A 25,476-nucleotide genomic window follows, 5' to 3' on the forward strand; every position below is an offset into this window, starting at 1 on the left:
CATGATACACTGCACCCAGTTTTTTATTCAGTTTTTATCGCCATATGAGTAAACAGCAAGATTACATTCCTGGTCAATTTCAATGGTCTTTTCTACTGCCCAAATACTGGGGGGTGTGGATTGCGATTGTCTTTCTTATGCTTCTTGCGATTTTACCGTGGGCCGTTCAGCGCCGTCTGGCACATGCGCTTGCCAATCTGGCATGGAAATACCTCAAGTCTCGCCGCAAAACCACGATGCGCAATCTGGAAGTGTGTTTTCCTGAATGGTCACGGAATGAAGTTGAGCAACATGCCAAGCAAGTTTTTGTGGACATGATGCTGGGGACTTTTGAAACCTTAAATGCGTGGTATAAGCCACAATGGTTTAAAGATCGCGTGACCATTGAAGGTCTGGAACATATTACCCATGCGCAACAACAAGGTCAGGGAGTACTACTACTCGGAACGCACAGCACCCTGCTCGATGCAGGCGGGTACATCTGTGCGCAGTACTTTGAACCCGATGTAGTCTATCGCCCGCAAAACAACCCGTTACTGGACATGCTGATTTACCGCAGGCGTGCCACGATTTATAAAAATCAAATTGACCATGACGATATGCGCGGTCTGATTCGCCATCTAAAAAATGGACGTGCCATCTGGTATAGCCCCGATCAGGATTTTGGTCTAAAACAAGGCGTTATGGCACCTTTCTTTGGCACGCCTGCAGCAACGGTTACGGCGCACCGCCGCTTGTTAAAAATTTCCAAGGCTGCAGCAATTCCGCTGTATTTTTATCGTTATGGTGATGAAGCCGACCCTCGTTATCATATTTTGATTGAGCCGCCTGTTGAAAACCTACCTTCTGACGATGAAGTCGATGATGCAACCCGTGTTAATAAAATTATTGAAAATCAGCTACGTATTGCTCCAACGCAATACATGTGGTTTCATCGCCGCTTTAAAACTCGCCCTGAAGGCTACGACAAAATTTATTAAAATCAGGAATTCAGCATGAAAGTGATGCAGCTTCTTCCAGAACTGAACAGTGGTGGTGTAGAACGTGGGACATTAGAAATTGCACGTGCTTTGGTTCAGCAAGGGCACACTTCTTTAGTGGTTTCCAATGGCGGTCGCTTAGTGCCTGAGCTTGAAGCCGAAGGTTCAACCCATATTCAGTTGCCAATTCACAAAAAAGCCTTGTCGAGTCTGTGGCAAATTCGCCCACTCAGAAAAATTATTGAGCAGCATCAGCCTGATATTGTCCATGTACGCTCACGTGTGCCTGCTTGGCTGACCCATTTTGCTCTAAAAGGCATTCCTGCTTCACGCCGCCCGCATTTGGTGAGCACGGTACATGGTTTTTATTCGGTCAACCGTTACAGCGCCATTATGACGCATGCTGAAAAAGTGATTGCGGTATCTGACAGTGTCGTTGAATACATTCGGCAAAATTATCCAGCGTGCCCACCACAGGATATTGTGCGGATTTATCGTGGGATTGACCCCAAAGCATTTCCTCACGGCTATCAACCAACTGCGCAATGGCTGAATCAGGTTTACAACGATTATCCTCAACTCGAAAACAAATTTCTGCTGTGTCTACCTGGGCGGATTACCCGTTTGAAAGGACATGAAACCCTGATTCAACTCATGACACAGCTAAAGCAGCAATACCCACAGGTTCATGCATTGGTCGTGGGCGGTGCAGATGAGAAGAAACAAACCTATTTGGATGAACTGCAAAATAGCGTGCAACAACACGGTTTAACCGAACACATCACCTTTGTCGGGCATCGTTCTGATATTCGTGAATGGCTAGCACTCAGTGATGTAGTACTGTCACTGTCCAATCAGGCAGAAACCTTTGGGCGTACGGCACTTGAAGCATTATCTGTCGGTACGCCAGTGATTGGCTGGAACCGTGGTGGTGTCGCAGAAATCCTGTCGCAGATTTATCCGCAAGGACTGATCAAGGTCGATGATCAGGTAAGTTTACTCCGCAATATCCAGCAACATATTGAAAAACCCGTGACGGTTGCCCCTGTGACGCAGTTTAGTTTGCAGGATATGTGTCAAAATACGCTTGCCTTGTATCAGCAATTGCTACAACGCCAATAAATCAAAACCCGAACTAGATGGAACATCCAGTTCGGGTTAATTGAGGTTGTGTTTTCAGATCTTATTATTGTTTTTATTGTGTCTATCCATGTTGCCATCATGCCATTGATGTTATCCACTCAGCACGTCTTCCCTACGGGATACTCCATTCCCATACTTCCTTGTGCCGATAAACCTAGAATAAAATGAAATCCTAAAGCTGCATAGCAGATATCTGCTGTACAGAATGTACGCATATGCTTACATCAGCCAAGTAAGTGTTATACTTTTTTCAAATTAAGGTGATATTTATTTGATCTAAAATTATGACTGCTTTTTATTGCGTACCCCGCACAGAACCAAGGTGAGATTTGCTTAATTATTCAACATTTTTTTCGCTTAAAAACTCAACATCCGAGCAAAAACAACACCTTGAAAAACCCCCATTAAATTTAAGCTATGTTTTTAATTTTTATAATATAAGTAGCTAAGACCATCTTTATTAGTTTTGTATGTATCATAAACAAGTTATTTCACTCAAAAATCTTTCTGTTTGACTTATGTAGCGCTTGCAGTTGGGGAGACTTTTGATACACTCAAAACCCTTTTATTTTTTTATGACAATACCGAGGCACAATGACATGAAAGTAGGTCTGGTCGGTTGGCGTGGGATGGTTGGTTCTGTCCTTATGCAACGTATGGTTGAAGAGAATGACTTTGCACATTTTGAGCCATTCTATTTTTCTACCAGTAATGCAGGTGGTGAAGCCCCTGCTTTTGGTGGTAAGACTGCCCCAGCACTTATGGATGCATCAGATATTAAGAGTCTGAAGCAAATGGATGTCATTATTACCTGCCAAGGTGGTGACTATACTTCTGAGATTTTCCCAAAAATTAAAGCGGAAGGCTGGAACGGTTACTGGATTGATGCGGCATCGACTTTACGTATGGATGACCAAGCCATTATTGTGCTTGATCCAGTCAACCTGAACGTGATTAAAGATGGTTTAGTCAAAGGCACCAAAACTTTCGTAGGCGGTAACTGTACCGTTTCTCTGATGTTGATGGGCTTAGGTGGTCTCTTCCAAAATAACTTGGTGGAATGGGCAACTTCCATGACCTATCAGGCAGCATCAGGTGCTGGCGCGCAAAACATGCGTGAACTGATCACAGGCATGGGTTATTTGTATAACAACACCAAAGATTTGTTAGATGATCCTAAATCTGCGATTTTAGACATCGACTCTAAAATTGCTGAATTGCAACGCGGTGAAGGCTTCCCTTCTGCAAACTTCGGCGTACCTTTAGCAGGCTCGTTAATTCCTTACATCGACAAGCAACTGGAAAGTGGCCAGTCTAAGGAAGAGTGGAAAGGTCAGGTTGAAACCAATAAAATCTTGGGTAACCAGCAAATCGTACCAATCGATGGGCACTGTGTGCGTATCGGTGCAATGCGTTGCCATTCTCAGGCGTTGACGTTGAAATTGAAAAAAGATGTGCCTCTCAATGAAATCGAGGACATGATTCGCCAGTCAAACCAGTGGGCAAAAGTGATTCCAAATACCCGCGAAGCGTCTATGACTGACCTGACACCTGTTGCTGTTACTGGCACATTAAGTGTTCCTGTAGGTCGTCTACGTAAACTCAATATGGGTAAAGAGTATCTTGGTGCATTCACTGTGGGTGATCAGTTACTTTGGGGTGCTGCAGAACCACTACGCCGCATGCTCCGCATCTTGATTGACTATAAAAATGCATAATTTTGAATTTTAAATTGAAAAGCCGGTCTGAAAAGATCGGCTTTTTAGCATCTTTAAAATTTACAATTCATTTACATACAGCTACATTATAGTTAAAACAATCAACAGTTCCATTTTGTGGATGAAAATGACTGCATATAACAAACTCGCTTCAGCACTGATTTTATGTTTCGCTGCACACAGTAGCTATGCATTAACTTTTAACGCCGCCCAAATTGAATCAACTCAAGGGCAATTGTTATATGTCGAAATTCCTTATACAAATGCCAGCAATAATGCTGCAATTCAAGCAGGTTTAGCTGACCCTGATGACCTGATCCGTATGGGTGCTAGCCAACAGGATGTGAGTGGATTAAATTTCTTTGTACGTCGCACGGGCGCAAGTAGTGGCGTGATTGTCATCACTTCATCTCAACCCATGACCAATAAAAATATCAACCTGATTGTAAAAGTCCAAGATGCCGATGGGGCACATTTACAACAAATTCAAAAAAATCTGGGTGGAAATAATCCCCCTAAAGCACTCATAGCCAAAGCAGGCCCGATTAAAGCCTCAACTCAAGAGCAAGTCTTGGTTCCAAAACAGATTGTCAGTGAAAAAGATATTGCACTTAACTTACCTGAGAGCAGACACTACACAACAACAATTGCTCCAGCAAATAATCCACCAGCACCTAGTCATCTTTTAGCAATCAGTGTTGCTGCGCCACCAAGCCTAACCACAGCAACACCAAACAACCGAACTAGCATAGCAACAAAACCGACAACAACGACTGCCGCACCTGCCAAACCTGTAACGACAGCTGCATCTGCCGCCAAGCCTGCTGCAACAGTATCTTCACCTCAGCCACTGCAAAAGCACAGTCAACCACAAGCTACACCAGCAACAGCTCAAACATCGGTAGAGACCAAAAAACAAATACCTGTTGTACACCGAACTCCTGTAAAACCTGCACCTGTTGCCACAACTAAAGAAGCTGCGAAGAACAATCACTATGTGGTGCAGCGTCAGGATTCTTTATGGAGTATTGCAGCACGGATTTCCGAGCAAAGCCATCAGCCGATTGGCGAAGTGATGAAACATATTAAAGCACTGAATGAACATGCCTTTGTTGGTGGAAATATCAATCGCTTAAGAGAAGGAACCAACCTGAACCTAAGTAATGCACCTCTCCCTACTCATACAGCGAACACGACAAAAACAACCTCAGCAGGAAAATATGCGACGAAATATCGCCTAGACCAAGCAGAAATGAGACTCGTGACCGAAAATACAGATACATCTTCGAGTAAAATGGGAGGTAATAGTCAAAATGCCCAGAAAACTGCGCCTGAATTATCATTAAAAGTTATGACAATTCGTAAAAAAACCGTTACATTACAAAAAAATGTAGTTCAATTGGATTTGGCTCTGCAACAAAAAGACCATCAAATTCAATTATTAAATGCTCGACTTGCGCAATTACAGCAACAGTTGCAACAGCAACAAAAAGCCAACAAGCCAAGTCATTAATGAGAACTGTTTTTAGCCTGAACACATTGTTGCGAATGCAAGGATAAAAAAATGTTGCTATATATCATTCCATTTGTTCTATTACTCGTTGTAGCCATTGTGCTTAAAAAACGAGGCTCGGGGCAACAAGATACTGATTCTAGTCGATCAAAAAGAAAATTTGAGTCGAGAAAGAAAGCAAAAGCACGTTATGGTACGGCAACAACAGATATAACTGACACACAGGACATACTTTCTGTTGAAACAACACCAAAAGAACTTGATCCTGATTTACGTCGCCAAATTGAAAACCTGATTCGTGATAAAAACTTTAGTACAGCTGAAGCAATCATTAATCAGGCACTCAATGCAGATAATGCACAACACGATTTGTATTTGTTACTGCTACAAATTCATATTGAGCAAAATGATCAGTTTTCTATTAATCAGCTATTATCTCATTTACGTTCACTGAATTTACATGATGTTGTACGAGAAGCAGAAAACCGTATTGCAGAAAAAAAAGAGCAAGCAAGAACAGATTCAATTCAGTTCACACCTATTCAACTTCCAGATGAAGCGCCTGCTACTGCTGTAGTTGAACCTGAAAAACCAGCAACTCCTCAAGTAAAAGCAGTTGATTTTGATTTACTTAAAAATGATTTAAGCGATGAAGCACACAGCGAACCTGAACCGACACATAGTAGCTTGTCTTTTGATAAATTAGAACAAGAATTACACAGTGTATCCACGACTGCTCAGGAAACAGCACCTGCTTCAAAAGTAGAAGAACACAAGCCTCTTGAATTTAGCTTTGAAGACTCCAGAAAAACTGAAATTGATGAGCCTGAATCAGCAGCAACCAAGCATGTTCACCTATCTATTGAACCACGCACAATAGAAAGCAAAGGTCCCGAACATTTTGCCCAGAAACTTGATTTTGGTAAAAATGAGGATGTCATTCCTGAAGTTGCTAAAACAGAACATCGTGAAGCAGCCTTCCAGCATCAGCATGAAACACCACATACAACTCAACTTGAACATGTAGAAGAAGTACAAGAAGCACCTGTTCTAGAGTTTAAATTTGACCTTACCAAACCTGCTGTTTCCCAAGAGAAACAGCCAGAACAAGAAGTTAAGCCAATTCAACAGGTTGATATCGCATTTAACTTTGAAGCAGTCAATACTGAAGTTCAAGCTGAACCACAGCCTGTGGTAGAAAAACAGGAAATAGTGTTTAGCTTTGACAAGCCAGATGCTCAGCCCGAAATTGAACCTGAAATAGTCATAGCTCCTACTCCTACAGTTGAAGTTGCAGCAGAGCCTCTCTCTATAACCAGTTTCGATACACTACCAAGCAACACTATAGAATCAACTGTTGCAACTGTAGAAGAACCTGCTCCAGAAACAGCAAAAGCAGCTGTAGATTATGTAGTTCAACAATTCCCTGAATTGGCTGCACTCAGCGATACTAAACTCAACTTATCACTTGCAGAACAGTACATTCGTTTAGGTGCATTTAGCTCGGCACGAGCTTTATTAGAAGATTCACAAGTGCAATATCATGCTGATGAATTAGATCGCGCCAAATATTTATTAAATCAAATAGCATCTTAAAGCAGTTCGTTTTACCATAAGCAGTCGAATTCGGCTGCTTTTTTTATCATGTCTAAAATTGCTTTAATTTATATGGGTGGAACATTCGGCTGTGTAGGTGAACCCTTAAGCCCAATGCCAGAACATGACTTTTTACCTTGCCTGCATGGCTATTTGCCAGACAATTTGGCAATAGAATGCTTTGCTGCTCCTGAGATTAAGGACAGTAGCGCCTATACAGCAGTAGACTGGCTCAAACTGGTACAGTTTATTCAACAATTACAACAACAAAACTTCCAGCATTTTGTCGTAATTCACGGCACGGATACTTTAAGTTATGCCAGTGCAGTGTTGGCACGTATGCTCGCCAAATCTTGCCATGTGATTATTACAGGCAGTCAATTCCCGTTACTCACGGTAGATGGCTCAACGATTCGTGAACAGACCGATGCCCGAGACAACCTGTGGTTTGCACTTGAGCATATTTTGAGTGTCGATACAGGCGTATATTTAGCATTCCATCAACAACTATTTCATGGTCGTACAGCACTAAAAGCTCATACCACTGAACTCAATGCCTTTCAGGGTATTGCATCAACACAAACAATCATGCAACAGCAGCAGGCCACACACGTTACCGATACGATGCTACAACGTGCGCAAAACCTCAATATTTTTAACTGGATGATGCAGCCGATTGGATTGGAACAGCTCGAACATAACCTTCAGCATGTACTTAGACAGGCACCCGACTTTTTAATTTTACAAGGCTTTGGAACTGGGAACTTAGTGACCAATTCCACCATTATTGAGCTCTTTCAACAACTCAAACAAAATAACTGTTTGCCTGTACTGACTACACAGGTCACTGCAGGTGGTATTGATCAGCGCTATGCAGTCAGTGCATGGGTCAAAGAAGCACAAATTGCAGTGTCTGATTGTCTAGGTCACGCTGATCTTTATGCCAAATTGCTAGCGCTTTATTTGCAGCATGAACAGGCAGGCGACTGGTTGAAGCACTGGCATGAATAATACAAAAATGACTTCACAACGTTATGCGATCGGTATTGAGTTTTGTGGTACGGCTTATCGGGGTTGGCAAACACAACAAGCAGGCGTTGCCAGTGTGCAAGAAACCCTTGAGCGTGTCTTAAGTAAAATCGCCAATCATCCTGTTATTGTACACGGTGCTGGACGTACCGACGCAGGTGTACATGCGACCAATATGGTGGCACATTTTGACAGCACAGCGGATCGTGCTGATCGTGGTTGGATCATGGGGGCAAATAGTCAGCTCCCTAAAGACATCTCGATTCAGTGGATTAAACGCATGGATTCAGACTTTCATGCACGATTCAAGGCAATTGCCCGCCGTTATCGCTATGTGGTGTATAACGCCCCTCGTCGTCCTGCATTACTGCACAAGCAGGTAACACATATTCATCAATCTCTAAATGTTGCCAAAATGGTCGAAGCAGCACAAAAGTTTGAAGGGACGCATAACTTTGAAACTTTTCGCGCTGCGGCCTGTCAATCCAATCAGCCTGTACGGCACGTCAAACATTGCCGTCTGACCCAGCATGGCGCTTTTCTGATTCTGGATATTCAGGCAGATGGTTTCTTGTATCATATGGTGCGCAACATTGTGGGTTGCTTACTTGAAATTGGGCAGGAGCTCTACCCTGTGGAACACATTGATGTGATGTTCGCCGCAGAAGACCGCAAAGCTGCGGGCATTACCGCCCCTGCGGATGGTTTGTATTTTATTCAGGCGTATTATCCTGAGCAATTTGATTTACCCAAAGTTGCTTTAGGCCCTCAGTGGCTCAACTGGGCAGAGTGACAAACAGTTCAGTCACGCTGTTTACGTTTGCGGTATTCAATCGGAGTTTCATTGGTCCAGCGTTTAAATGCCCGATAAAATGTACTTGGCTCGGCAAAACCTGTCAAGTACACAATTTTCTCAATGCTTTCATGCGTATTTGCCAACAGTTTCTTCGCAAGCCGACAGCGATAAGCTGATAATATCTGCTGAAAACTGGTTTGTGCATCATTAAGCAAGGTGCGCAAACGGCGTGGTGTAATTTGTAACTGTGCAGCCACACTTTCGAGTGTGGTTTCCCCTTGCTCTAAAGTTGCACCAATGGCACGGCGTACTTCATCCACCAGATCGTAACGCGCCAATTCCTGTAATTTTTCATTTGCCAGTTGTTCATGTAGTTGTAACAAGTCAGGATCGGCTTGCCATAGCGGATGTTTTAAAATCGCAGGGTCAAAATACAGCCGGGTTTCTTTTTGCCCAAGGCTGACAGGACATTCATAGACCCGAAAATATTCTTCTGGCGCAGCTCCTTCCTGAAAATTAAAATCAATAAAAATCGGTTGAAATTGCCCTTCAGTCAAGAATTTGAAAAAGCGTAAAACCCCAGACACAGCACACTCAGAAAAATGTCGATTCAGCAGCCGATTGGGGCGGGCTTGTGTTCCATTAGTCAAATAACAACGTCCATTTTCACAGACCAATTGCGCTTGAAAAGCATCACTAATTAAACGTTGATAGGCAAGTGCGCGTTGTAGCCCTTCACCAAAATTTTCGCTACTCATAAACAGATGTTCGATCACTTGCCCACGGTAGAGTGGTAAATGCTCACCTAGATGCAACCCGATATCAGGGTCTTGACTCACTTGTTCAGCAGCAAGCCAAAATGCATTTTGTGCACTGACTGGCGTACGCTGATTGGTTTCTAACTGGCTCATGGCAACACCAGCCTGTGTCAGAATTTGCTCTGTTGACAATCCTGCCCGCCTTAATGCCTGATAACCAAGCCGCAATACCACAGAAGCATCCGTTTGCTGACCCACACTTTCACCTTATTTTTATTCCTGTATCGCCAGATTCAGGGTACTGAGGATTGACCAAACTGACAACCAACCAGTCCTCTTTTTCAGGAAAAAAGTGTAGACGCATGATTCACTTTTGTTACTTTTAACTTTGTTGTTTTTAGCTACGCTTTATTTGCCTTTATATTGTTTTATTACTTAAATTTGTCTATAATTTGCCCCTTGTTATTTTATTCTTTTAGGTAGGCTATGGCCAATAAAGAGGAACTAATTGAGTTCGAAGGCGTTGTCACCGAAACGCTTCCTAATACCATGTTCCGTGTGCGTTTAGAGAACGGTCATGAAGTGATTGCTCATATTTCAGGCAAAATGCGTAAGCATTACATCCGTATTTTAACGGGTGACCATGTTAAAGTTGAAATGACTCCATATGATTTGACCAAAGGTCGCATCACTTACCGTGCACGTTAAGTATTAGCTGAAGCAAAAAAGCCACAACAATGTGGCTTTTTTTATATGTATTTTTAAAGACAATATTTTGGATTGTGAAAACCGTTCAATTTACGATCTGCCTTCAGCGTGTTAAAACCCGCTATATTGCAAGCTATGTCGATGACTCAAGATTCTATTCTAAGGATGAGCTTTTACAGCCAATTGCCTTGCACTCGCCTAGACGCTCTCGTAGCCATGAATTACGTTCCTGAGTTTTACGTAGCTGGCATACGGTATAAATTACCGTTCCGACATTGGACTCACCTGAACAGCTTTGATCACGATCCTTGATCCAAACCAGTTGTGAATGTTTTAAAATATTTTTTTGCTGAGTACTGAGTTTACTCTGCAATTCCTGATAATTCTTGTTTAACTCATTATCTGCATTCACATACATTTTATTATTACAATGCACTGCATCATAACTATTACGCACGTGGCCACAATTGTCGGCATGTGCCGCCCATGATAAACCTGCGAGTAAAACGCCTAAAGTCAGTTTAGTTTTCATGATTTTCCCTTCACTTTGTTATATAAACTCTAATTTTTTTATGTTTTATATCGCAAAAAAGCGCAATCCCGAAGATCGCGCTTTTTATTTTTAAATTTATAAGCTTAAGCTAAAACAGCAACAACTGCTTCACCCATTGCTTTTGTGCCGACTTTATTCATACCTTCAGACATAATATCTGCTGTACGCAAGCCTTGATCCAGAACTTGACCCACCGCATCTTCAATGGCTTTAGCAGCAGCTTCTTCACGGAAGGTATAACGTAACATCATCGCAACTGAAAGAATGGTTGCCAATGGGTTAGCCAAATCTTTTCCTGCGATATCTGGTGCTGAACCATGACATGGTTCGTACATGCCTTTACCATTTTCATCCAATGATGCAGATGGCAACATACCAATTGAACCTGTCAACATTGCAGCTTCATCAGACAAGATATCACCAAACAGGTTGCCTGTTACAATCACATCAAACTGTTTTGGTGCACGTACCAATTGCATGGCAGCATTATCAACATACATGTGTGAAAGCTGGATTTCTGGGTATTCTGCATCTTTGAGTGCAGTCACAGTTTGTTTCCAAAGCTCAGTCACTTCAAGGACATTGGCTTTATCCACCGAACAGACTTTACCACCACGCAAGTTTGCTAATTCAAAAGCAACTTTAGCAATACGTTTGATTTCAGACTCTGAATAAACGTCAGTGTTATAACCTTGTTTTTCGCCATTTTCCAGTTCACGAATCCCGCGTGGCTGACCAAAATAGATCCCGCCAGTCAATTCACGAACAATAAGAATATCCAGACCCGCCACGATTTCAGGTTTCAAGCTTGAAGCACCTGCCAATTGTGGATACAAAATCGCTGGACGCAAGTTTGCAAATAGGTTCAGTTCACTACGGATTTTAAGCAAACCACGTTCTGGGCGAATTGAACGTTCAATGCTGTCCCATTTTGGTCCACCAACTGCACCAAGTAAAATTGCATCGGCTTTTTGTGCCTGAGCGCTGGTTACGGCTGGATACGGTTCGCCATGTGCATCAATCGCGGCACCACCAAGCAAGCCATGTTCCCAAGTTAAACCCAAATTGAATTTTGTATTGACTGTATTCAGTACAGTTTCTGCTGCTGCGACAATCTCAGGTCCGATCCCATCGCCCGCTAAAATTAAAATATGTTTAGACATACACTATTCCATTTATTCCCACGACTGTCGTTTTTTAAACAGCCCAGTTAAAATTTTTGTTCAACAAATTCGCCTAAACCTGTCAGCACATTGTAGGGCTTACAAAAACGGCGAATTGGACGTTGATCTTGTAATAACACCACACATAGCGGATCGGGTGCTGAGACACTCAGCAAACTCCCCGCTTGTTTGGTGCGGTTTCGGTACATCTTGAAGGTATAGCTTGTGTTCGGTTTAAAATGATGAATTACACTGATTCGCTCTGCACGATCCATCGAAATTGGATAAAAGCGAATAACCACTTCATGCTGTCGATCAGGTACGGTTAAAAACAAGGCATTGTTATAGCCTGTAGTTTTACTATTTAAACGCACATAGCCTTTTTTAATGGCTTCGTAATTCACCAAATGTGTGGTGTCATCCACAATCTGAATGCTATCAAAACGTTCAAATTCACAATTGACTGTTCCTGTACAGTACAGTTTGACATTGGCAGGTCTTTGCTCAGGGGCAATAAACTTGATTGCCATCGTATCGACCGCCTGATGCGTATGTTGACATGCGCTCAGCAACACCGCACAAAAACCCCAGAAAGCACTTCGACCGATGTTTTTTAGCATTTGAATGGCCCAACCTTTTGCCGATCAGCAGATTGAATTACATAAAATAATTCGATATGTTAGCAATAGTTGAGCCTTCGCGCCATGCTTCATGTCACGACTCAGCCGTGTAAATCTTGAAAAACCCAAGGACGCGCCTGTTTGGTTTTTGCTTCATATTCACGGATCAAGTCAGCATCTTGTAAAGTCAAACCAATATCATCAAAACCATTTAACAAACAGTGTTTGCGAAATGGGTCAATTTCAAAAGTAAACGCTTGACCTGACGGCGTACGCACTTCTTGTGCTGCCAAATCAACGGTTAACTGATAACCTTCTGTTGCCGCACATTCTTGGAAAAGCTGCTCAACAATTTCTTCAGGCAAAATGACGGGTAACATGCCATTTTTAAAGCAGTTGTTGAAGAAAATATCGGCAAAGCTTGGTGCAATCACGGTACGGAAACCATATTCGCTCAATGCCCAAGGTGCATGTTCACGGCTTGAACCACAACCAAAGTTGGTACGCGCAATTAAAATGCTTGCACCTTGATAACGCGGCTGGTTCAACACGAAGTCTGGGTTTTTAGGGCGTTTGCTGATGTCTTGTCCCAAATAACCTTCATCTAAATAACGAAGCTCATCGAACAAGTTATCACCAAACCCTGTACGTTTAATCGATTTCAAAAACTGTTTTGGAATGATCAAGTCGGTATCGACATTGGCACGGTCTAAAGGTGCAACGATACCCTGTTCAACTGTATACGCTTTCATATGCGACTCCCTTAGAATGTACGAACATCAACGAAATGACCCGCAATCGCTGCTGCTGCTGCCATCGCTGGGCTAACCAAATGGGTACGCCCGCCATTGCCCTGACGACCTTCAAAGTTACGATTTGAAGTTGAAGCACAGTGCTCGCCGGGTTGCAATTTGTCAGCATTCATTGCCAAACACATTGAGCAACCTGGTTCACGCCATTCAAAGCCTGCTTCAACAAAGATTTTGTCCAAACCTTCCGCTTCGGCTTGCTGTTTAACCAGACCAGAACCCGGCACGATCATGGCTTGCTTAATGCTTGCTGCAACTTTACGACCTTTGATGACTTCTGCCGCAGCACGAATGTCTTCAATACGTGAGTTGGTACATGAACCAATGAATACGCGATCCAACTGAATATCAGCCAAAGCCTGACCTGCAGTTAAACCCATGTACTGGTAAGCACGTATCCAGTCTTTACGCTGTACGTCATCTTTCGCTTGTTCTAATGTTGGAACTGCTTGTGATACAGCAACCACCATTTCAGGAGAAGTACCCCAAGACACTTGCGGCTCAATCTCTTCGCCTTTTAACACGATAACGGTATCAAACTGTGCATCATCATCGGAATGTAAAGTATTCCAGTAAGCTACTGCTTTATCCCAATCTGCGCCTTTAGGTGCATACGGACGATCTTTCACATATTCAATAGTTTTGTCATCAACAGCAACCATGCCCACGCGCGCACCAGCCTCGATAGCCATGTTACAGACAGTCATACGACCTTCAATCGACATGTCACGGAAGACCTGACCGCCAAACTCAATCGCATGGCCTGTACCGCCTGCTGTACCGATTTTTCCGATAATCGCTAACACGACATCTTTTGAGGTCACGCCTTTGCCCAACTGACCATCGACACGCACCAACATGTTTTTCATTTTCTTTTGAACCAAGCATTGGGTCGCCAATACATGTTCAACTTCTGATGTGCCGATACCATGTGCCAAACAACCAAATGCGCCATGAGTTGCAGTATGCGAGTCACCACAGACTACAGTCATACCTGGCAAAGTCAAACCTTGCTCTGGCCCAACGACATGTGCAATACCTTGGCGGATGTCATTAATGTCAAACTCGACAATGTTAAATGTCTTACAGTTGTCATCGAGGGTTTGTACCTGAATACGAGAAGTATCGTCTTCAATCCCTGCAACGCCCCGTTCACGCTCTTTTTTTGAGGTTGGTACGTTATGGTCAGGCGTTGCCACATTGGCACTTAAACGCCACGGCTGACGACCTGCAAGTTGTAAACCTTCAAATGCTTGTGGTGAGGTCACTTCATGCAATAAATGACGGTCGATGTAAATTAAACTCGAACCATCATCACGTTGCTTCACCAAATGGTCATCCCACAACTTGTCATATAATGTCTTGCCTGCCATGTCGACGCGCTCCATTGGACATTGGGTAATTAAATCTTCTATTTTCATTATAGGCACTGTTTTACATAAATCTAATTTATCATTTTTATAGATCAATAAACTTTTTGGAATAAGTCAATCTCTACTATGATAGCGGCTACTACAATTTGAACATTATCAACAATCATCATGCCCATGCTGCAAATTCAATCTCAACACATATGGACATATTCTATTTTCATGATGAAAGGTCTCTATCGATGAGTGCTGTAGAATACAGGCTATAGCAGTCCTGCATAACATAGGCAACCTATCAAGCAGCATTTTAGCCATACCGAACACGAGTGATGCAGAATATGCCACAGCTACAATCGAACAAGTTTCCTATTTGCCTTGTTTTAGCATACTATAAGTAAAAATATATACGCGGCTTTCTATAATTCTAAAATCATGCTGAAATAAAAATACTCTATATTTTTCTTAAATATAAAACCACGTATTCCTTAGGAAATCGCATATGAATCTCGCTGCTTTTGAAGCTTTTATTAAAGTCATGGAAACAGGCTCGATTTCCTTGGCAGCCGATCAACTGTTTATTACCCAACCTGCTGTGACCAAACGTATTCACTGTTTAGAAGAGTATTTTGGGGTGACACTATTTGAATCGGCAGGTCGTGGCATTCAGCCAACGCACACTGCGTATGCACTGTTGCCCAAAGTCAAAACCTGGCTGAATGAGCTCGGGGAAATGCACCATACCCTCAGCCATCAGCAAAGCAAAGTACAAGGGCGACTCAAAATAGGCACTAGCCATCATATTGGACTACACCATTTACCCCATCACTTAAAGCACTATGTACAGCAATACCCAGATGTCACTCTGGATGTGTATTTTGTCGACTCGGAACAGGCACATGAGCAGGTACTCGCAGGCGATTTGGAGCTGGCTTTTTTAACCTTACCACCACAACTGGATGAACGCTTGCATTACCAACCCATCTGGAATGATCCTTTGGTATTTGTGGCGGCGCCCTTTCATCCATTGGCGCATAAGCAGCAGCTCACACTCGAAGATTTAATGCGCTATCCAAGCCTGCTGCCTGCGGCAAAAACCTATACCAGTCAAATTACTCTTGCTGCATTTGAGAAACAAGGGCTTAAACCCAAAGTCAGCATGAGTAACAATCCATTAGAATCTATCCGCATGCTGGTTTCGATTGGGCTAGGCTGGTCAGTATTGCCACTAACCTTGGTCAATCAGGATTTACAACGACTCTCTTTGGAAATTGACATGCAGCGCCAATTGGGTCTAGTCTGGCATCCAGCACGCACGCAGTCACGCGCCATGCAGGCACTGATTGAAATGATGCAAAAACCATAATTTTTTCAAATCACACCATGTATTTGGGTCATAAATTTATGAAAAATTATCTTTTACTCAAAGCGCAAAAAATCATGAAAGTATGCCTTTTCAGCGTGGCGTGTGTTTTTCTACTTATTTTAATGTTGATAAAACCGATGCGAGTAGCATTGGCTCACGAGCTCCCATTTTTATCTTGTCAGGGAAATGTCTGTGTTGATGACCCGCAGCAGCAAGACAAAGCTCAAAAACTATATAATCAGGCAATACAAGAAACACAACGTCAGGTGGGTAACTTTCATTCTCGCCCGACCATGGTGTTTTGTTCTATAGGAAAGTGTGCAGAAACTTTTGGAATGGAAAAGGCTGCCGCCAAAGCTGTCGGGAACTTAGGCACCGTCATTGCTCCACGAGGTTGGCAAGAATTTTATATTGTCCACGAACTGATTCACGACAGACAAGCCGAAGAATGGGGTAACCTTGCGATGCTGACCAAGCCCAAATGGTTAATCGAAGGGATGGCCTATACGCTAAGCAACGATCCACGCCCGAAACTTTCTCCACCTTTTGAACAATGGCGTATTGAATTTAAAAGCTGGTATCGATATCACCATCAAGATTTATGGCAAGCCAGTAAGCGCATTAAATCAGACTAATATTGCTTAATCAGTCTGATTGTAGCTCATTCTCACTTGTTCCAACTCGATTGGATACTTTCTAATTTAGATTGACCAGTCCTGAATTTCCCAAGCCTGTTCTTTTGCAAGTTTTTCCAAACGGTCATCTGGATTAACTGCAATAGCATGGGTGGCATATTCAAGCAAGAAACGGTCATTGATTGAATCTGAGTATGCCCAAGACTCATCTACCTCACGACCATCTAACCACTGCGCTAAACGAACCAATTTACCTTGCTGATAACATGCTGTACCTGCGACTTTGCCTGTGTATTGTCCGTCTTTAACTTCAGCATTGGTGGCTATAATTTCAGTGATGCCAAACTCATGAAAAATCGGAGCCGTAATAAAATCGCTGGTTGCCGTAATCCCGACAATCGCATGCCCTAAATCTTTATGCTTCTGAATCGCATCAAATCCTTTTTGACGCATTTGTGGGCGAATGACTTTTTGCATAAACAACTGATGCAAATCAGTTAAATACTGATTTGAATGTTTGGTCAAAAACTGAAATACGAATTCATTGTATGCAATCGGGTCAAGCTGCCCTGCCTTGTAGTCATCATAAAACTTATCATTCATTTGGCGATGATGCACGGGATCAACCAAGCCTTCATTCACTAAAAACTCACCCCAAGAGTGGTCTGAGTCGGTATTTAACAGGGTATGATCAAGATCAAATAAAGCCAATTTCATGGAAATTCTCGTTAAAACTGAAAATTAAAGCAAAAAAATGTAAATCAGTTGCCGCTAATGCAAAGAAATTCGTTAAGATCATAGCAATTTTTAACAATATTCTGAGGTCTTTTTTTGTGTTGGATGCACAAATTTTGCCATCCCCGAAATAAAGACAATAAGATCTAACAAATTTAGGTAGCCAAATGATCGACTCTGAAGGTTTCCGACCCAATGTCGGGATCATTTTGGCAAACGAATATGGACAAGTGTTATGGGCAAAACGCATTGGGCACAATGCATGGCAGTTTCCGCAAGGTGGTATCCAGACTGGAGAATCTCCTGAACAAGCGTTATACCGTGAGCTAAGAGAAGAAGTTGGCTTATTGCCAGAACACGTCCAAATCATTGCGCAAACCAAAGGCTGGTTGCGTTACCGTTTGCCACATCGATACATTCGCGCGGGCACAGACCCTGTGTGTATCGGTCAAAAACAGAAATGGTTTTTATTAAAGCTGACTGCATCAGCCCACAATATTCAGTTGGATCTCGCCGACCCACCTGAGTTTGATGAATGGCAATGGGTCAGTTATTGGTATCCATTAGGACAAGTCATCAACTTTAAACGAGATGTTTACCGAAAAGCCATGACTGAATTATGTAGCCAGTTACCCCACTAAAAAATAATTGAAAAAAGAATTTTTTAGTGAATGCTTTTCTCGTGGGTGGCTGCTATAAATAAATTAATAATTACTGATTATATAAATTGTTTTGGGAGTATGTAGTTATGTCGAACATGCAATTAGACACGCTCCGACGCATTGTCCAAGAGGTCAATGCAGCCGTGAGTTTGCATGAGTCATTAGACATTATGGTCAATCAGATTTCTGTGGCTATGGATGTCGATGTGTGTTCGATTTATTTACTTGATGAACGTAACCAACGCTATGTCCTTATGGCAACTAAAGGCTTAAATCCCGAATCTGTTGGCAGTGTATCATTACAGGTCGGCGAAGGTCTGGTCGGTCTGGTTGGACAACGCGAAGAGATCGTGAACCTTGACAATGCGGCACAGCATGAGCGTTACGCGTATTTCCCCGAAACAGGCGAAGAAATTTATAATTCGTTTTTAGGTGTTCCTGTCATGTATCGCCGCAAGGTGATGGGTGTACTGGTGGTACAAAATGTAGAATCACAAGATTTTAGTGAAGCTGCTGAGTCTTTCTTGGTCACCCTATGCGCGCAGCTTTCAGGCGTAATTGCCCATGCACATGCGGTCGGGAACATTGACGTTTTTCGTAAGCCGAGTAATATTTCCAATTACAAAACCTTTCAAGGCGTCGCAGGTGCAGGTGGTGTGGCTTTAGGTCGTGCCATTATTTTGTATCCTGCGGCAGATTTATCCTCTGTGCCTGAGCGTGAAGCTGAGAACATTCCCGATGAACTCAAACTCCTTGATCATGCCGTTGCCAATGTTCGCAGTGAAATTCAGTCACTTGATGAAAAAATGCAAGATTCACTCATGTCGGAAGAACGTGCGCTGTTTAGTGTGTTCTTACGCATGCTGGATGAAAATGCCTTACCTGCCGAAATTAAAGAACTGATTCGCGATGGAAACTGGGCACAAGGCGCGGTCAAAAAAGTCATCGACAAACATATTGCCTTGTTTGCGCAAATGGAAGATGACTATTTGCGTGAACGGGTGTCCGACCTTAAAGACTTAGGGCGACGTATTTTAGCCTCATTGCAAGAAGCCGATGCTGGTCATCGCGAACTCAGCTCAGACAGTATTTTAATTGGTGATGAAATCAGTACCGCAGCACTGGTTGAACTACCAATGGATAAAATCGCTGCAATTGTGACAAGTGAAGGTGCTGCAAATTCACATATGGTCATTGTCGCGCGTGCTTTAGGTATTCCAACTGTTGTCGGTGTCACAGAATTACCGATCAATACCATTGATGATGTCGAGATGATTGTTGACGCTTATCAGGGACGGGTTTTTGTCAATCCACCACGTCGCCTGCGTCAGCGTTACAAAGAAATTCAAAAAGAAGAAGAGCAGATCGCCAAAGATCTGAAACAGTACGAGACCAAGGAGACCATTACTCCTGATGGTGTTCCTGTTCTGTTATTTGTCAACACAGGTCTGATGATTGATGTGGTTCGTGGCGTACAGCGTGGTGCTAAAGGTGTCGGACTGTATCGCTCTGAAATTCCATTTATGCTACGTGATCGCTTTCCTGGTGAAGAAGAGCAACGGGCCATTTATCGGCAGCAACTCAGCCACTTTGCCAATAAACCTGTCATCATGCGTACCCTCGACATTGGCGCAGATAAAGACCTGCCTTACTTCAGCATAGATGAAGAAAACTCGGCACTGGGTTGGCGCGGGCTGCGTTTTACCCTTGACCATCCTGAAATTTTCTCGGCGCAAATTCGTGCCATGCTCAAAGCCAGTATCGGCTTAAATAACCTGCATATTTTACTGCCAATGGTCACCAGTGTCAGTGAAGTTGAAGAAGTGTTGTACTTACTCGAGCGCGACTGGGTCGCAGTTCAGGAAGAAGAGCAGGTCAAAATTAACAAGCCCAAAATTGGGATTATGGTAGAAGTACCAAGTGTCCTCTTGCAAATTGATGAGTTTGCACCACTGGTGGATTTCTTCTCAGTCGGTTCAAATGATTTGATTCAGTATTTACTCGCTGTTGACCGCAACAACCCGCATGTCTCAAGTGTATATTCACATTTTCACCCTGCAATTTTACGAGCACTATGTCGTTTGGTTAAAGAGTGTCACAAGTACGAAAAACCGATCAGTATTTGTGGGGAAATGGCGGGAGACCCTTTATCAGCGATTTTGCTGATGGCGATGGGCTTCAATACCTTGTCGATGAGCTCAAGTAATATTTTGCGGGTACGTAAAGCGATTTGTCATGTGCCGATGAGTGATGCACAGGAATTATTAGATCATGTTTTACAACTGAATAATCCGTTACTGATCAAGAGCTGGCTCGAATATTATTTTAGAAATCATGGTCTAGCAGATATGGTTAAAACTAACCGTTTGGTCAATGTCTAATTTTTAGCAAAACTGCATGTCAAACAGGCATAAAAAAGGGCGATAATCTTCAGAATATCGCCCTTTTTTGTGTTTGCTATAGCCTCGTTTCGCATTTTTCTTTCGATCGACAAACACTTGACTCTGATTGAACTCATGCATGTGTTTTGCCACCAGATTATTAATCACAACTTCTGGCAGTTGCTTGCGTTTTGCCATTCAATTTACCTCTATGACTCTACTTTTTTCGCGCTTTTCGGGCTAAATTTAACACAAATTTCCCGTAGCATTGTAAATAATTACTTCCCTACAATGTGCCTGAAAAAACTTCAGATGATCCATAAAAAATGCCAGTGACGATCACTGGCATTTTTCACAAAAAACAATTCAGGCTTATTTTTTCACATCAAAACGGTCGGCATTCATGACTTTATTCCACGCTGCAATAAAGTCATGCACAAATTTTTCCTTGTTATCGTCTTGTGCATAAACTTCTGCATAAGAACGCAAAATCGAATTTGAGCCAAACACTAAATCAACGCGGGTGGCTGTCCATTTGACTGCACCAGTTTTACGATCGCGAATTTCGTACAGGTTTTTGCCTACAGGTTTCCATGTATTTTCCATATCGGTCAAATTCACAAAGAAATCATTGCTCAAAACCCCGACACGATCAGTAAACACGCCTTCTTTCGCACCCGCATAGTTGGTTCCAAGCACGCGCATACCACCGATCAACACCGTCATTTCAGGGGCAGTCAATCCCATCAACTGGGTACGATCCAGCAACATTTCCTCAGGTTGAACCGCATATTCCTGTTTTAACCAGTTACGGTAGCCATCGTGTTTCGGCTCTAAATCGGCAAATGAATACTCATCAGTCTGTTCTTGAGTCGCATCACCACGCCCTGGGATAAATGGCACTTTGACAGCAAAACCCGCCTCTTGTGCAGCTTTTTCAACTGCCGCCGTACCACCTAAAACGATCAGATCGGCGATGCTGACTTTTTTGCTCAAACTCTCCTGAATTTCTTCGAGTTTTGCCAAGACTTTGTGTAATCGTTCTAGTTCATTGCCAACCCAGTCTTTTTGTGGTGACAAACGGATGCGTGCACCATTGGCACCACCACGAAAATCAGAGCCACGATAAGTTCGTGCGCTGTCCCATGCGGTATTAATTAATTCACTGCGAGTTAAACCACTGTTGAGTAATTGAGCTTTTAACTCATCAATTTCGGCTTCAGTTAAAGTGTAATCAACACTTGGTACAGGGTCTTGCCAGATTAAATCTTCTGCTGGCACATCTGTACCCAGATAACGAGTTTTCGGCCCCATGTCGCGGTGGGTCAATTTGAACCATGCCCGTGCAAAGACTTCAGCAAAATAAGCAGGATCATGATAAAAGCGTTCTGCAATTTTACGGTATTCAGAATCCATTTTGAGTGCCATGTCGGCATCGGTCATAATCGGATTGCGGCGCACATTCGGGTTATGGGCATCAACAGGCTTATCTTCTTCTTTAATATTGATCGGTTCCCATTGATGAGCACCCGCTGGGCTTTTACGTTGCTCCCAATCATAGGTAAACAGTAGATAAAAGAATTCATTATCCCATTTGGTTGGATGGGTTGTCCAAGCGCCTTCTATCCCACTGACCATGGTATTGCAGCCATTGCCTGTGCCTTCTGGGTTGTGCCAGCCTAACCCCTGAAATTCGACGTCAGCAGCTTCAGTATTGGCGCCTAACAGTTCAGCTTTACCATTCCCATGTGCTTTACCCACCGTATGTCCACCTGCGGTTAGAGCCACGGTTTCTTCGTCATTCATTGCCATACGGTCAAACGTAGTGCGCATGTCCTGTGCGGTTTTTAAAGGATCAGGATGACCATCTACCCCTTCTGGATTGACATAAATCAAGCCCATCTGTACCGCAGCCAGTGGATTTTCCAATGTGGTACGGTCTTGATCATCGTCATAACGGTTTTTGGTGGCATCCAGCCATTTACGCTCTTCGCCCCAATAAATGTCTTTTTCAGGGTGCCAGATATCTAAACGACCACCGCCAAAGCCAAAGGTTTTTAGGCCCGCAACTTCATAGGCAACCGTTCCTGCGAGAACAATCAGATCACCCCAAGAAATTTTATTGCCATATTTTCTTTTGATCGGCCAAAGTAACCGACGACCTTTATCGGTATTGACGTTATCAGGCCAACTATTCAATGGAGCAAAGCGCTGGTTGCCTGTGTTGGCACCACCACGTCCATCCTGCTTGCGATAAGTTCCCGCCAGATGCCATGCGGTACGCACCATCATGCCGATGTAACTACCATAATCGGAAGGCCACCAATCCTGACTGCTATTGATTAAATCTCTTAAATCTTTTTTTACTGCTTCAAGATCAAGCTGTGCAAAAGCTGCAGCATAATCAAAATCAGGATCCATCGGATTGGTTTTTTTATCGTGCTGAGAAAGGATGTCTAAATTGAGTGAATTTGGCCACCAATCTGTATTTGAGCTGGCTAACGATGTATTTGCACCGTGTGCAAATGGGCACTTCCCTGTTGAAGCTTGTGATTTCTTATCCATTTCTAATCTCCGAATTCAATAACCTAGTTTGATTATTGTTTCAATGTTTTTAGCTATTCTACGTTTATCAAGATAGCGGTTTTTTTATTCCAGCTAAAGCTGATTTAACTAATCAAAACAATCGAAATCTTCTATTTAAACCAAACAAATAAAATCAGATATAAATGCTAGTTTTTTGACACATGATTTCAATTTTTTAGTGCTTGACTTTTTTAGGCATGCAACATTCTGCATCTTTCTTTCTAAGAAACTCTCAACAACAAAACTCGTTTTTATAGATTATTTTTGATAAATTTAAAGCATTAAAAGCTAAAATAAATTAGGTAGAAAAATGCAATATGACGTCGAGAAAATCATCCAACAACATGACATCATTCTATTCGATGCCATCTGCGTACTTTGTAATGGCTGGGCAAAATTCCTGATTCGTTATGACCGTCAATCTAAATTTAAATTAGCCTCGGTGCAGTCACCATTAGGTCAGGCGATATTAAAATATTATGGCATGTCGACCGAAGATTATTCGACTATGCTTGTGGTCTGCGATGGGCAACGCTATGTTGAGTCCTCAGCATTTCTTAAAGTTATGCAACAACTAGGGCTTCCTTTTTATCTGACTAATATCGGTTATCTTATCCCAAGATTTATCAGAGATTTTTTATATCGACGTGTCGCACTAAACCGTTACCACTTATTTGGCACAACCTCATCATCCTGTTTATTGCCAAGTCAAGAAAATCGTTCGCACTTTTTGGAACATGCTGTTCATGATGCTTAAATTTGTTGCTCAGCACCCCAAGCAGTTTATTCAGCTGATACTGGCATTTCTTTGGGTCTATCAGGGCTTATTACCAAAACTATTGTTCCCTTCAGCATTTGATATTCAGGTTTGGCAATTTTTAGGTCTAGAAGCTCATCCTGCCACCTTATTTACTCGTCTTTCAGGCTGTGGAGAAATTCTGTTTGGTTGCGCTTTTTTATTTTGGCAGCGCAACCATTATCTACATTATCTGAGTATTTTTGGCTTACTGGGCTTGTTGATCTTAAGTGCTATTATTAACCCTGATCAACTGATTGCTGGCTTTAATCCTGTGATCATGAACAGTGCGATGGCTGCTTTATCTTTACTAGCACTACAAACTTACAACCCTGAATCTACTAAACCGTTAAACGCTTCCCTTCACGAATACAATAAAATGGATTCATCAGTTTAGATGAATGTTTAATGGTATGCTCAAGGGCGGCTTCAGGCTCATCACGCTGTTCATCGGTGAGCTGAAAAGTTCGATAATGAATGGCTAAAGAGCGCTGTGCTTGCAAATCCGTATGTGCCTTTAACGCGTCTTGTGGATTCATATGCATATAATGCAAAACATGTTGCGGGGCATATGCACCTATTGGCAAGAGTGCAATACGTGGTGCGCCAAAACGAGCATGGATCTGTTTAAAATGTCCTGAGTAGCCTGTATCTCCTGCAAAAAAACAATACTGTTTACGCAACTTTAAACAAAATCCCCCCCACAAAGCACGATTCTGATCACGCAAACCTCGCCCTGAGCCATGCTGAGCGGGCGTGTAAACAATCTCGAAATCATCCAGTTGCACCGACTGCCACCAGTCAAGTTCAATCACATGAAAAGATTTTGGCAAATACCAAGCATTGCCCAGTCCAGTATAAATCGGCATATTAAAACGTTTATGCAGCCAATTTAGCGTGGCTAAATCCATATGGTCATAATGATTATGACTCAACAATACTGCATGAATATGCGGTAATTGCTCCAAAGCAATCCCAGCAGGGCAAACCCGACGTGGCCCAGAACCTTGTTTAGGGCTAGCAAACTCAGCCCAAACGGGATCTGTCAGGAAATTATACGGGCCTATTTGAATCAGCACCGTCGCATGCCCAACAAACCAGACTTTCCACTGGTTCATATCTGCATTAGGTTGGTTATGTGGCAACTCACGAGTAGCCGAGCTGAATTGTTGAAATTCATGATCACGGTTAACACTCCAAGTTAATGCACGGCGCGTTGCTAGCCATTTGAATAGACTAAACTTAATCCCTTGTGGTTGTGGTGCTTGATTATGAAATTGTCCTGCATGAAACTGTGGCGACTCAAAATCCAGCTTCGGCTGCAAGAAAGTATGCTGCCAACAATTTTGAGTTGGCAATTCATAGTGCAATGCTGTCGTTCTATCCATAGGGCTTATAATATAAAAAATGAATCTGTCTGCTGTGCCACATTGTCAATATATCCTCTACCCGATACAGAGGAAACAGGTTTGAGAGAATTGTTGAAAATTTATTCTGCCCTAGATCATATACAGGGTTTAAATCAATTTTTCTTTTTATTTTTGTATTGTTTTCTACACTTC

At 42.6% G+C, this 25,476-nt stretch carries 24 protein-coding genes; 14 read left to right on the forward strand and 10 right to left on the reverse strand.

Annotated features, from left to right (window positions below; genetic code table 11):
* Positions 1–44: 44 nt before the first annotated feature.
* From lpxL to truA, 7 genes are all read left to right on the forward strand, one after another.
* Positions 45–980 carry an LpxL/LpxP family Kdo(2)-lipid IV(A) lauroyl/palmitoleoyl acyltransferase gene (gene lpxL / locus F975_RS13630; protein WP_004754308.1) on the forward strand — a complete coding sequence of 312 codons (936 nt, stop codon included), beginning with the start codon at positions 45–47 and terminating at the stop codon, positions 978–980.
* 15 nt (positions 981–995) lie between these two features.
* Positions 996–2,102 carry a glycosyltransferase family 4 protein gene (locus F975_RS13635; protein WP_004754309.1) on the forward strand — a complete coding sequence of 369 codons (1,107 nt, stop codon included), beginning with the start codon at positions 996–998 and terminating at the stop codon, positions 2,100–2,102.
* A 620-nt stretch (positions 2,103–2,722) separates the two neighbouring features.
* The gene (gene asd / locus F975_RS13640; RefSeq protein WP_004754312.1) at positions 2,723–3,841 is read left to right on the forward strand and encodes an aspartate-semialdehyde dehydrogenase; all 1,119 of its coding nucleotides are present in this window, start codon (positions 2,723–2,725) and stop codon (positions 3,839–3,841) included.
* 127 nt (positions 3,842–3,968) lie between these two features.
* Complete coding sequence (locus F975_RS13645; protein ID WP_004754313.1) at positions 3,969–5,354, forward strand: FimV/HubP-related protein; 1,386 nt, start codon at positions 3,969–3,971, stop codon at positions 5,352–5,354.
* Positions 5,355–5,405: 51 nt separating this feature from the next.
* A complete protein-coding gene (locus F975_RS13650) occupies positions 5,406–6,950 on the forward strand; it encodes a hypothetical protein (protein ID WP_004754315.1) in 1,545 nt (514 codons plus the stop codon).
* A 48-nt stretch (positions 6,951–6,998) separates the two neighbouring features.
* Positions 6,999–7,961 (forward strand): asparaginase domain-containing protein, encoded by a 963-nt coding sequence (locus tag F975_RS13655; protein ID WP_004754317.1) that lies wholly within the window; start codon positions 6,999–7,001, stop codon positions 7,959–7,961.
* A gap of 7 nt (positions 7,962–7,968) precedes the next feature.
* A complete protein-coding gene (truA, locus tag F975_RS13660; protein WP_171063189.1) occupies positions 7,969–8,772 on the forward strand; it encodes a tRNA pseudouridine(38-40) synthase TruA in 804 nt (267 codons plus the stop codon).
* Positions 8,773–8,780: 8 nt separating this feature from the next.
* On the opposite strand, the gene F975_RS13665 is transcribed toward truA, so the two are convergent.
* Positions 8,781–9,791 carry an AraC family transcriptional regulator gene (locus tag F975_RS13665; protein WP_004754321.1) on the reverse strand — a complete coding sequence of 337 codons (1,011 nt, stop codon included), beginning with the start codon at positions 9,789–9,791 and terminating at the stop codon, positions 8,781–8,783.
* A gap of 228 nt (positions 9,792–10,019) precedes the next feature.
* On the opposite strand from F975_RS13665, the gene infA reads away from it, so the two are divergent.
* Entirely contained in the window at positions 10,020–10,241 is a 222-nt protein-coding gene (gene infA, locus F975_RS13670; RefSeq protein WP_004754324.1) for a translation initiation factor IF-1, read from the forward strand.
* A gap of 154 nt (positions 10,242–10,395) precedes the next feature.
* Here the strand turns inward: infA and F975_RS13675 are convergent, their stop codons facing one another.
* The 5 genes from F975_RS13675 to leuC form a co-directional block, all read right to left on the reverse strand.
* Positions 10,396–10,773: a lysozyme inhibitor LprI family protein gene (locus F975_RS13675; RefSeq protein WP_004754325.1), complete on the reverse strand. Its 378-nt coding sequence runs from the start codon at positions 10,771–10,773 to the stop codon at positions 10,396–10,398.
* Positions 10,774–10,877: 104 nt separating this feature from the next.
* Positions 10,878–11,957, reverse strand: coding sequence for a 3-isopropylmalate dehydrogenase (gene leuB, locus F975_RS13680; RefSeq protein ID WP_004754328.1), 1,080 nt, complete (start codon positions 11,955–11,957; stop codon positions 10,878–10,880).
* Between the two features lie 47 nt (positions 11,958–12,004).
* A complete protein-coding gene (locus F975_RS13685; protein ID WP_004754329.1) occupies positions 12,005–12,577 on the reverse strand; it encodes a hypothetical protein in 573 nt (190 codons plus the stop codon).
* Between the two features lie 101 nt (positions 12,578–12,678).
* A complete protein-coding gene (gene leuD / locus F975_RS13690; protein ID WP_004754332.1) occupies positions 12,679–13,329 on the reverse strand; it encodes a 3-isopropylmalate dehydratase small subunit in 651 nt (216 codons plus the stop codon).
* Positions 13,330–13,340: 11 nt separating this feature from the next.
* Positions 13,341–14,759 (reverse strand): 3-isopropylmalate dehydratase large subunit, encoded by a 1,419-nt coding sequence (gene leuC, locus F975_RS13695; RefSeq protein ID WP_004754333.1) that lies wholly within the window; start codon positions 14,757–14,759, stop codon positions 13,341–13,343.
* A gap of 496 nt (positions 14,760–15,255) precedes the next feature.
* On the opposite strand from leuC, the gene F975_RS13700 reads away from it, so the two are divergent.
* Both F975_RS13700 and F975_RS13705 read left to right on the forward strand, forming a co-directional pair.
* Positions 15,256–16,119: a LysR family transcriptional regulator gene (locus F975_RS13700; RefSeq protein WP_004754335.1), complete on the forward strand. Its 864-nt coding sequence runs from the start codon at positions 15,256–15,258 to the stop codon at positions 16,117–16,119.
* A 38-nt stretch (positions 16,120–16,157) separates the two neighbouring features.
* Positions 16,158–16,754: a membrane protein gene (locus F975_RS13705; RefSeq protein WP_034426364.1), complete on the forward strand. Its 597-nt coding sequence runs from the start codon at positions 16,158–16,160 to the stop codon at positions 16,752–16,754.
* Positions 16,755–16,820: 66 nt separating this feature from the next.
* Here F975_RS13705 and F975_RS13710 read toward each other — a convergent pair whose 3' ends face one another.
* Positions 16,821–17,471 carry an HAD family hydrolase gene (locus tag F975_RS13710; protein ID WP_004754338.1) on the reverse strand — a complete coding sequence of 217 codons (651 nt, stop codon included), beginning with the start codon at positions 17,469–17,471 and terminating at the stop codon, positions 16,821–16,823.
* A 185-nt stretch (positions 17,472–17,656) separates the two neighbouring features.
* Here F975_RS13710 and F975_RS13715 point away from each other — a divergent pair, with 185 nt between their 5' ends.
* Together F975_RS13715 and ptsP are read left to right on the forward strand one after the other, a co-directional pair.
* On the forward strand, positions 17,657–18,130 hold the full coding sequence (locus tag F975_RS13715) for an RNA pyrophosphohydrolase (protein WP_004754341.1): 474 nt from the start codon (positions 17,657–17,659) through the stop codon (positions 18,128–18,130).
* Between the two features lie 107 nt (positions 18,131–18,237).
* Positions 18,238–20,532 (forward strand): phosphoenolpyruvate--protein phosphotransferase, encoded by a 2,295-nt coding sequence (gene ptsP / locus F975_RS13720; RefSeq protein ID WP_004754342.1) that lies wholly within the window; start codon positions 18,238–18,240, stop codon positions 20,530–20,532.
* A gap of 3 nt (positions 20,533–20,535) precedes the next feature.
* Here ptsP and F975_RS13725 read toward each other — a convergent pair whose 3' ends face one another.
* The gene (locus tag F975_RS13725; RefSeq protein ID WP_004754345.1) at positions 20,536–20,730 is read right to left on the reverse strand and encodes a DUF7230 family protein; all 195 of its coding nucleotides are present in this window, start codon (positions 20,728–20,730) and stop codon (positions 20,536–20,538) included.
* Positions 20,731–20,904: 174 nt separating this feature from the next.
* Positions 20,905–23,097 (reverse strand): catalase/peroxidase HPI, encoded by a 2,193-nt coding sequence (katG, locus tag F975_RS13730; RefSeq protein WP_004754348.1) that lies wholly within the window; start codon positions 23,095–23,097, stop codon positions 20,905–20,907.
* A gap of 331 nt (positions 23,098–23,428) precedes the next feature.
* Between katG and F975_RS13735 the strand changes: the two genes are divergently transcribed.
* Together F975_RS13735 and F975_RS13740 are read left to right on the forward strand one after the other, a co-directional pair.
* Positions 23,429–23,875 (forward strand): thiol-disulfide oxidoreductase DCC family protein, encoded by a 447-nt coding sequence (locus F975_RS13735; protein ID WP_004754349.1) that lies wholly within the window; start codon positions 23,429–23,431, stop codon positions 23,873–23,875.
* The gene (locus tag F975_RS13740; protein WP_004754352.1) at positions 23,865–24,311 is read left to right on the forward strand and encodes a DoxX-like family protein; all 447 of its coding nucleotides are present in this window, start codon (positions 23,865–23,867) and stop codon (positions 24,309–24,311) included. The genes F975_RS13735 and F975_RS13740 overlap by 11 nt, the downstream gene beginning before the upstream one ends.
* On the opposite strand, the gene F975_RS13745 is transcribed toward F975_RS13740, so the two are convergent.
* A complete protein-coding gene (locus F975_RS13745; protein ID WP_004754353.1) occupies positions 24,256–25,302 on the reverse strand; it encodes an MBL fold metallo-hydrolase in 1,047 nt (348 codons plus the stop codon). The two genes, F975_RS13740 and F975_RS13745, sit on opposite strands and share 56 nt — an antisense overlap.
* Positions 25,303–25,476 lie beyond the last annotated feature (174 nt).

This window comes from Acinetobacter brisouisimilis, assembly GCF_000368265.1.
Taxonomy (GTDB): domain Bacteria; phylum Pseudomonadota; class Gammaproteobacteria; order Pseudomonadales; family Moraxellaceae; genus Acinetobacter.

What these genes read in the sequence shown, in the direction of transcription:
- truA (WP_171063189.1), top strand. Translation starts at nt 7,969, where the DNA reads ATGACTTCACAACGTTATGCGATCGGTATTGAGTTTTGTGGTACGGCT.
- lpxL (WP_004754308.1), top strand. Translation starts at nt 45, where the DNA reads ATGAGTAAACAGCAAGATTACATTCCTGGTCAATTTCAATGGTCTTTT.
- asd (WP_004754312.1), top strand. Translation starts at nt 2,723, where the DNA reads ATGAAAGTAGGTCTGGTCGGTTGGCGTGGGATGGTTGGTTCTGTCCTT.
- F975_RS13710 (WP_004754338.1), bottom strand. Translation starts at nt 17,471, where the DNA reads ATGAAATTGGCTTTATTTGATCTTGATCATACCCTGTTAAATACCGAC.
- F975_RS13655 (WP_004754317.1), top strand. Translation starts at nt 6,999, where the DNA reads ATGTCTAAAATTGCTTTAATTTATATGGGTGGAACATTCGGCTGTGTA.
- F975_RS13740 (WP_004754352.1), top strand. Translation starts at nt 23,865, where the DNA reads ATGATGCTTAAATTTGTTGCTCAGCACCCCAAGCAGTTTATTCAGCTG.
- F975_RS13650 (WP_004754315.1), top strand. Translation starts at nt 5,406, where the DNA reads ATGTTGCTATATATCATTCCATTTGTTCTATTACTCGTTGTAGCCATT.
- infA (WP_004754324.1), top strand. Translation starts at nt 10,020, where the DNA reads ATGGCCAATAAAGAGGAACTAATTGAGTTCGAAGGCGTTGTCACCGAA.
- F975_RS13635 (WP_004754309.1), top strand. Translation starts at nt 996, where the DNA reads ATGAAAGTGATGCAGCTTCTTCCAGAACTGAACAGTGGTGGTGTAGAA.
- ptsP (WP_004754342.1), top strand. Translation starts at nt 18,238, where the DNA reads ATGTCGAACATGCAATTAGACACGCTCCGACGCATTGTCCAAGAGGTC.
- F975_RS13735 (WP_004754349.1), top strand. Translation starts at nt 23,429, where the DNA reads ATGCAATATGACGTCGAGAAAATCATCCAACAACATGACATCATTCTA.
- F975_RS13715 (WP_004754341.1), top strand. Translation starts at nt 17,657, where the DNA reads ATGATCGACTCTGAAGGTTTCCGACCCAATGTCGGGATCATTTTGGCA.
- F975_RS13685 (WP_004754329.1), bottom strand. Translation starts at nt 12,577, where the DNA reads ATGCTAAAAAACATCGGTCGAAGTGCTTTCTGGGGTTTTTGTGCGGTG.
- katG (WP_004754348.1), bottom strand. Translation starts at nt 23,097, where the DNA reads ATGGATAAGAAATCACAAGCTTCAACAGGGAAGTGCCCATTTGCACAC.
- F975_RS13675 (WP_004754325.1), bottom strand. Translation starts at nt 10,773, where the DNA reads ATGAAAACTAAACTGACTTTAGGCGTTTTACTCGCAGGTTTATCATGG.
- F975_RS13705 (WP_034426364.1), top strand. Translation starts at nt 16,158, where the DNA reads ATGAAAAATTATCTTTTACTCAAAGCGCAAAAAATCATGAAAGTATGC.
- F975_RS13725 (WP_004754345.1), bottom strand. Translation starts at nt 20,730, where the DNA reads ATGGCAAAACGCAAGCAACTGCCAGAAGTTGTGATTAATAATCTGGTG.
- leuD (WP_004754332.1), bottom strand. Translation starts at nt 13,329, where the DNA reads ATGAAAGCGTATACAGTTGAACAGGGTATCGTTGCACCTTTAGACCGT.
- F975_RS13745 (WP_004754353.1), bottom strand. Translation starts at nt 25,302, where the DNA reads ATGGATAGAACGACAGCATTGCACTATGAATTGCCAACTCAAAATTGT.
- F975_RS13700 (WP_004754335.1), top strand. Translation starts at nt 15,256, where the DNA reads ATGAATCTCGCTGCTTTTGAAGCTTTTATTAAAGTCATGGAAACAGGC.
- leuB (WP_004754328.1), bottom strand. Translation starts at nt 11,957, where the DNA reads ATGTCTAAACATATTTTAATTTTAGCGGGCGATGGGATCGGACCTGAG.
- leuC (WP_004754333.1), bottom strand. Translation starts at nt 14,759, where the DNA reads ATGGCAGGCAAGACATTATATGACAAGTTGTGGGATGACCATTTGGTG.
- F975_RS13645 (WP_004754313.1), top strand. Translation starts at nt 3,969, where the DNA reads ATGACTGCATATAACAAACTCGCTTCAGCACTGATTTTATGTTTCGCT.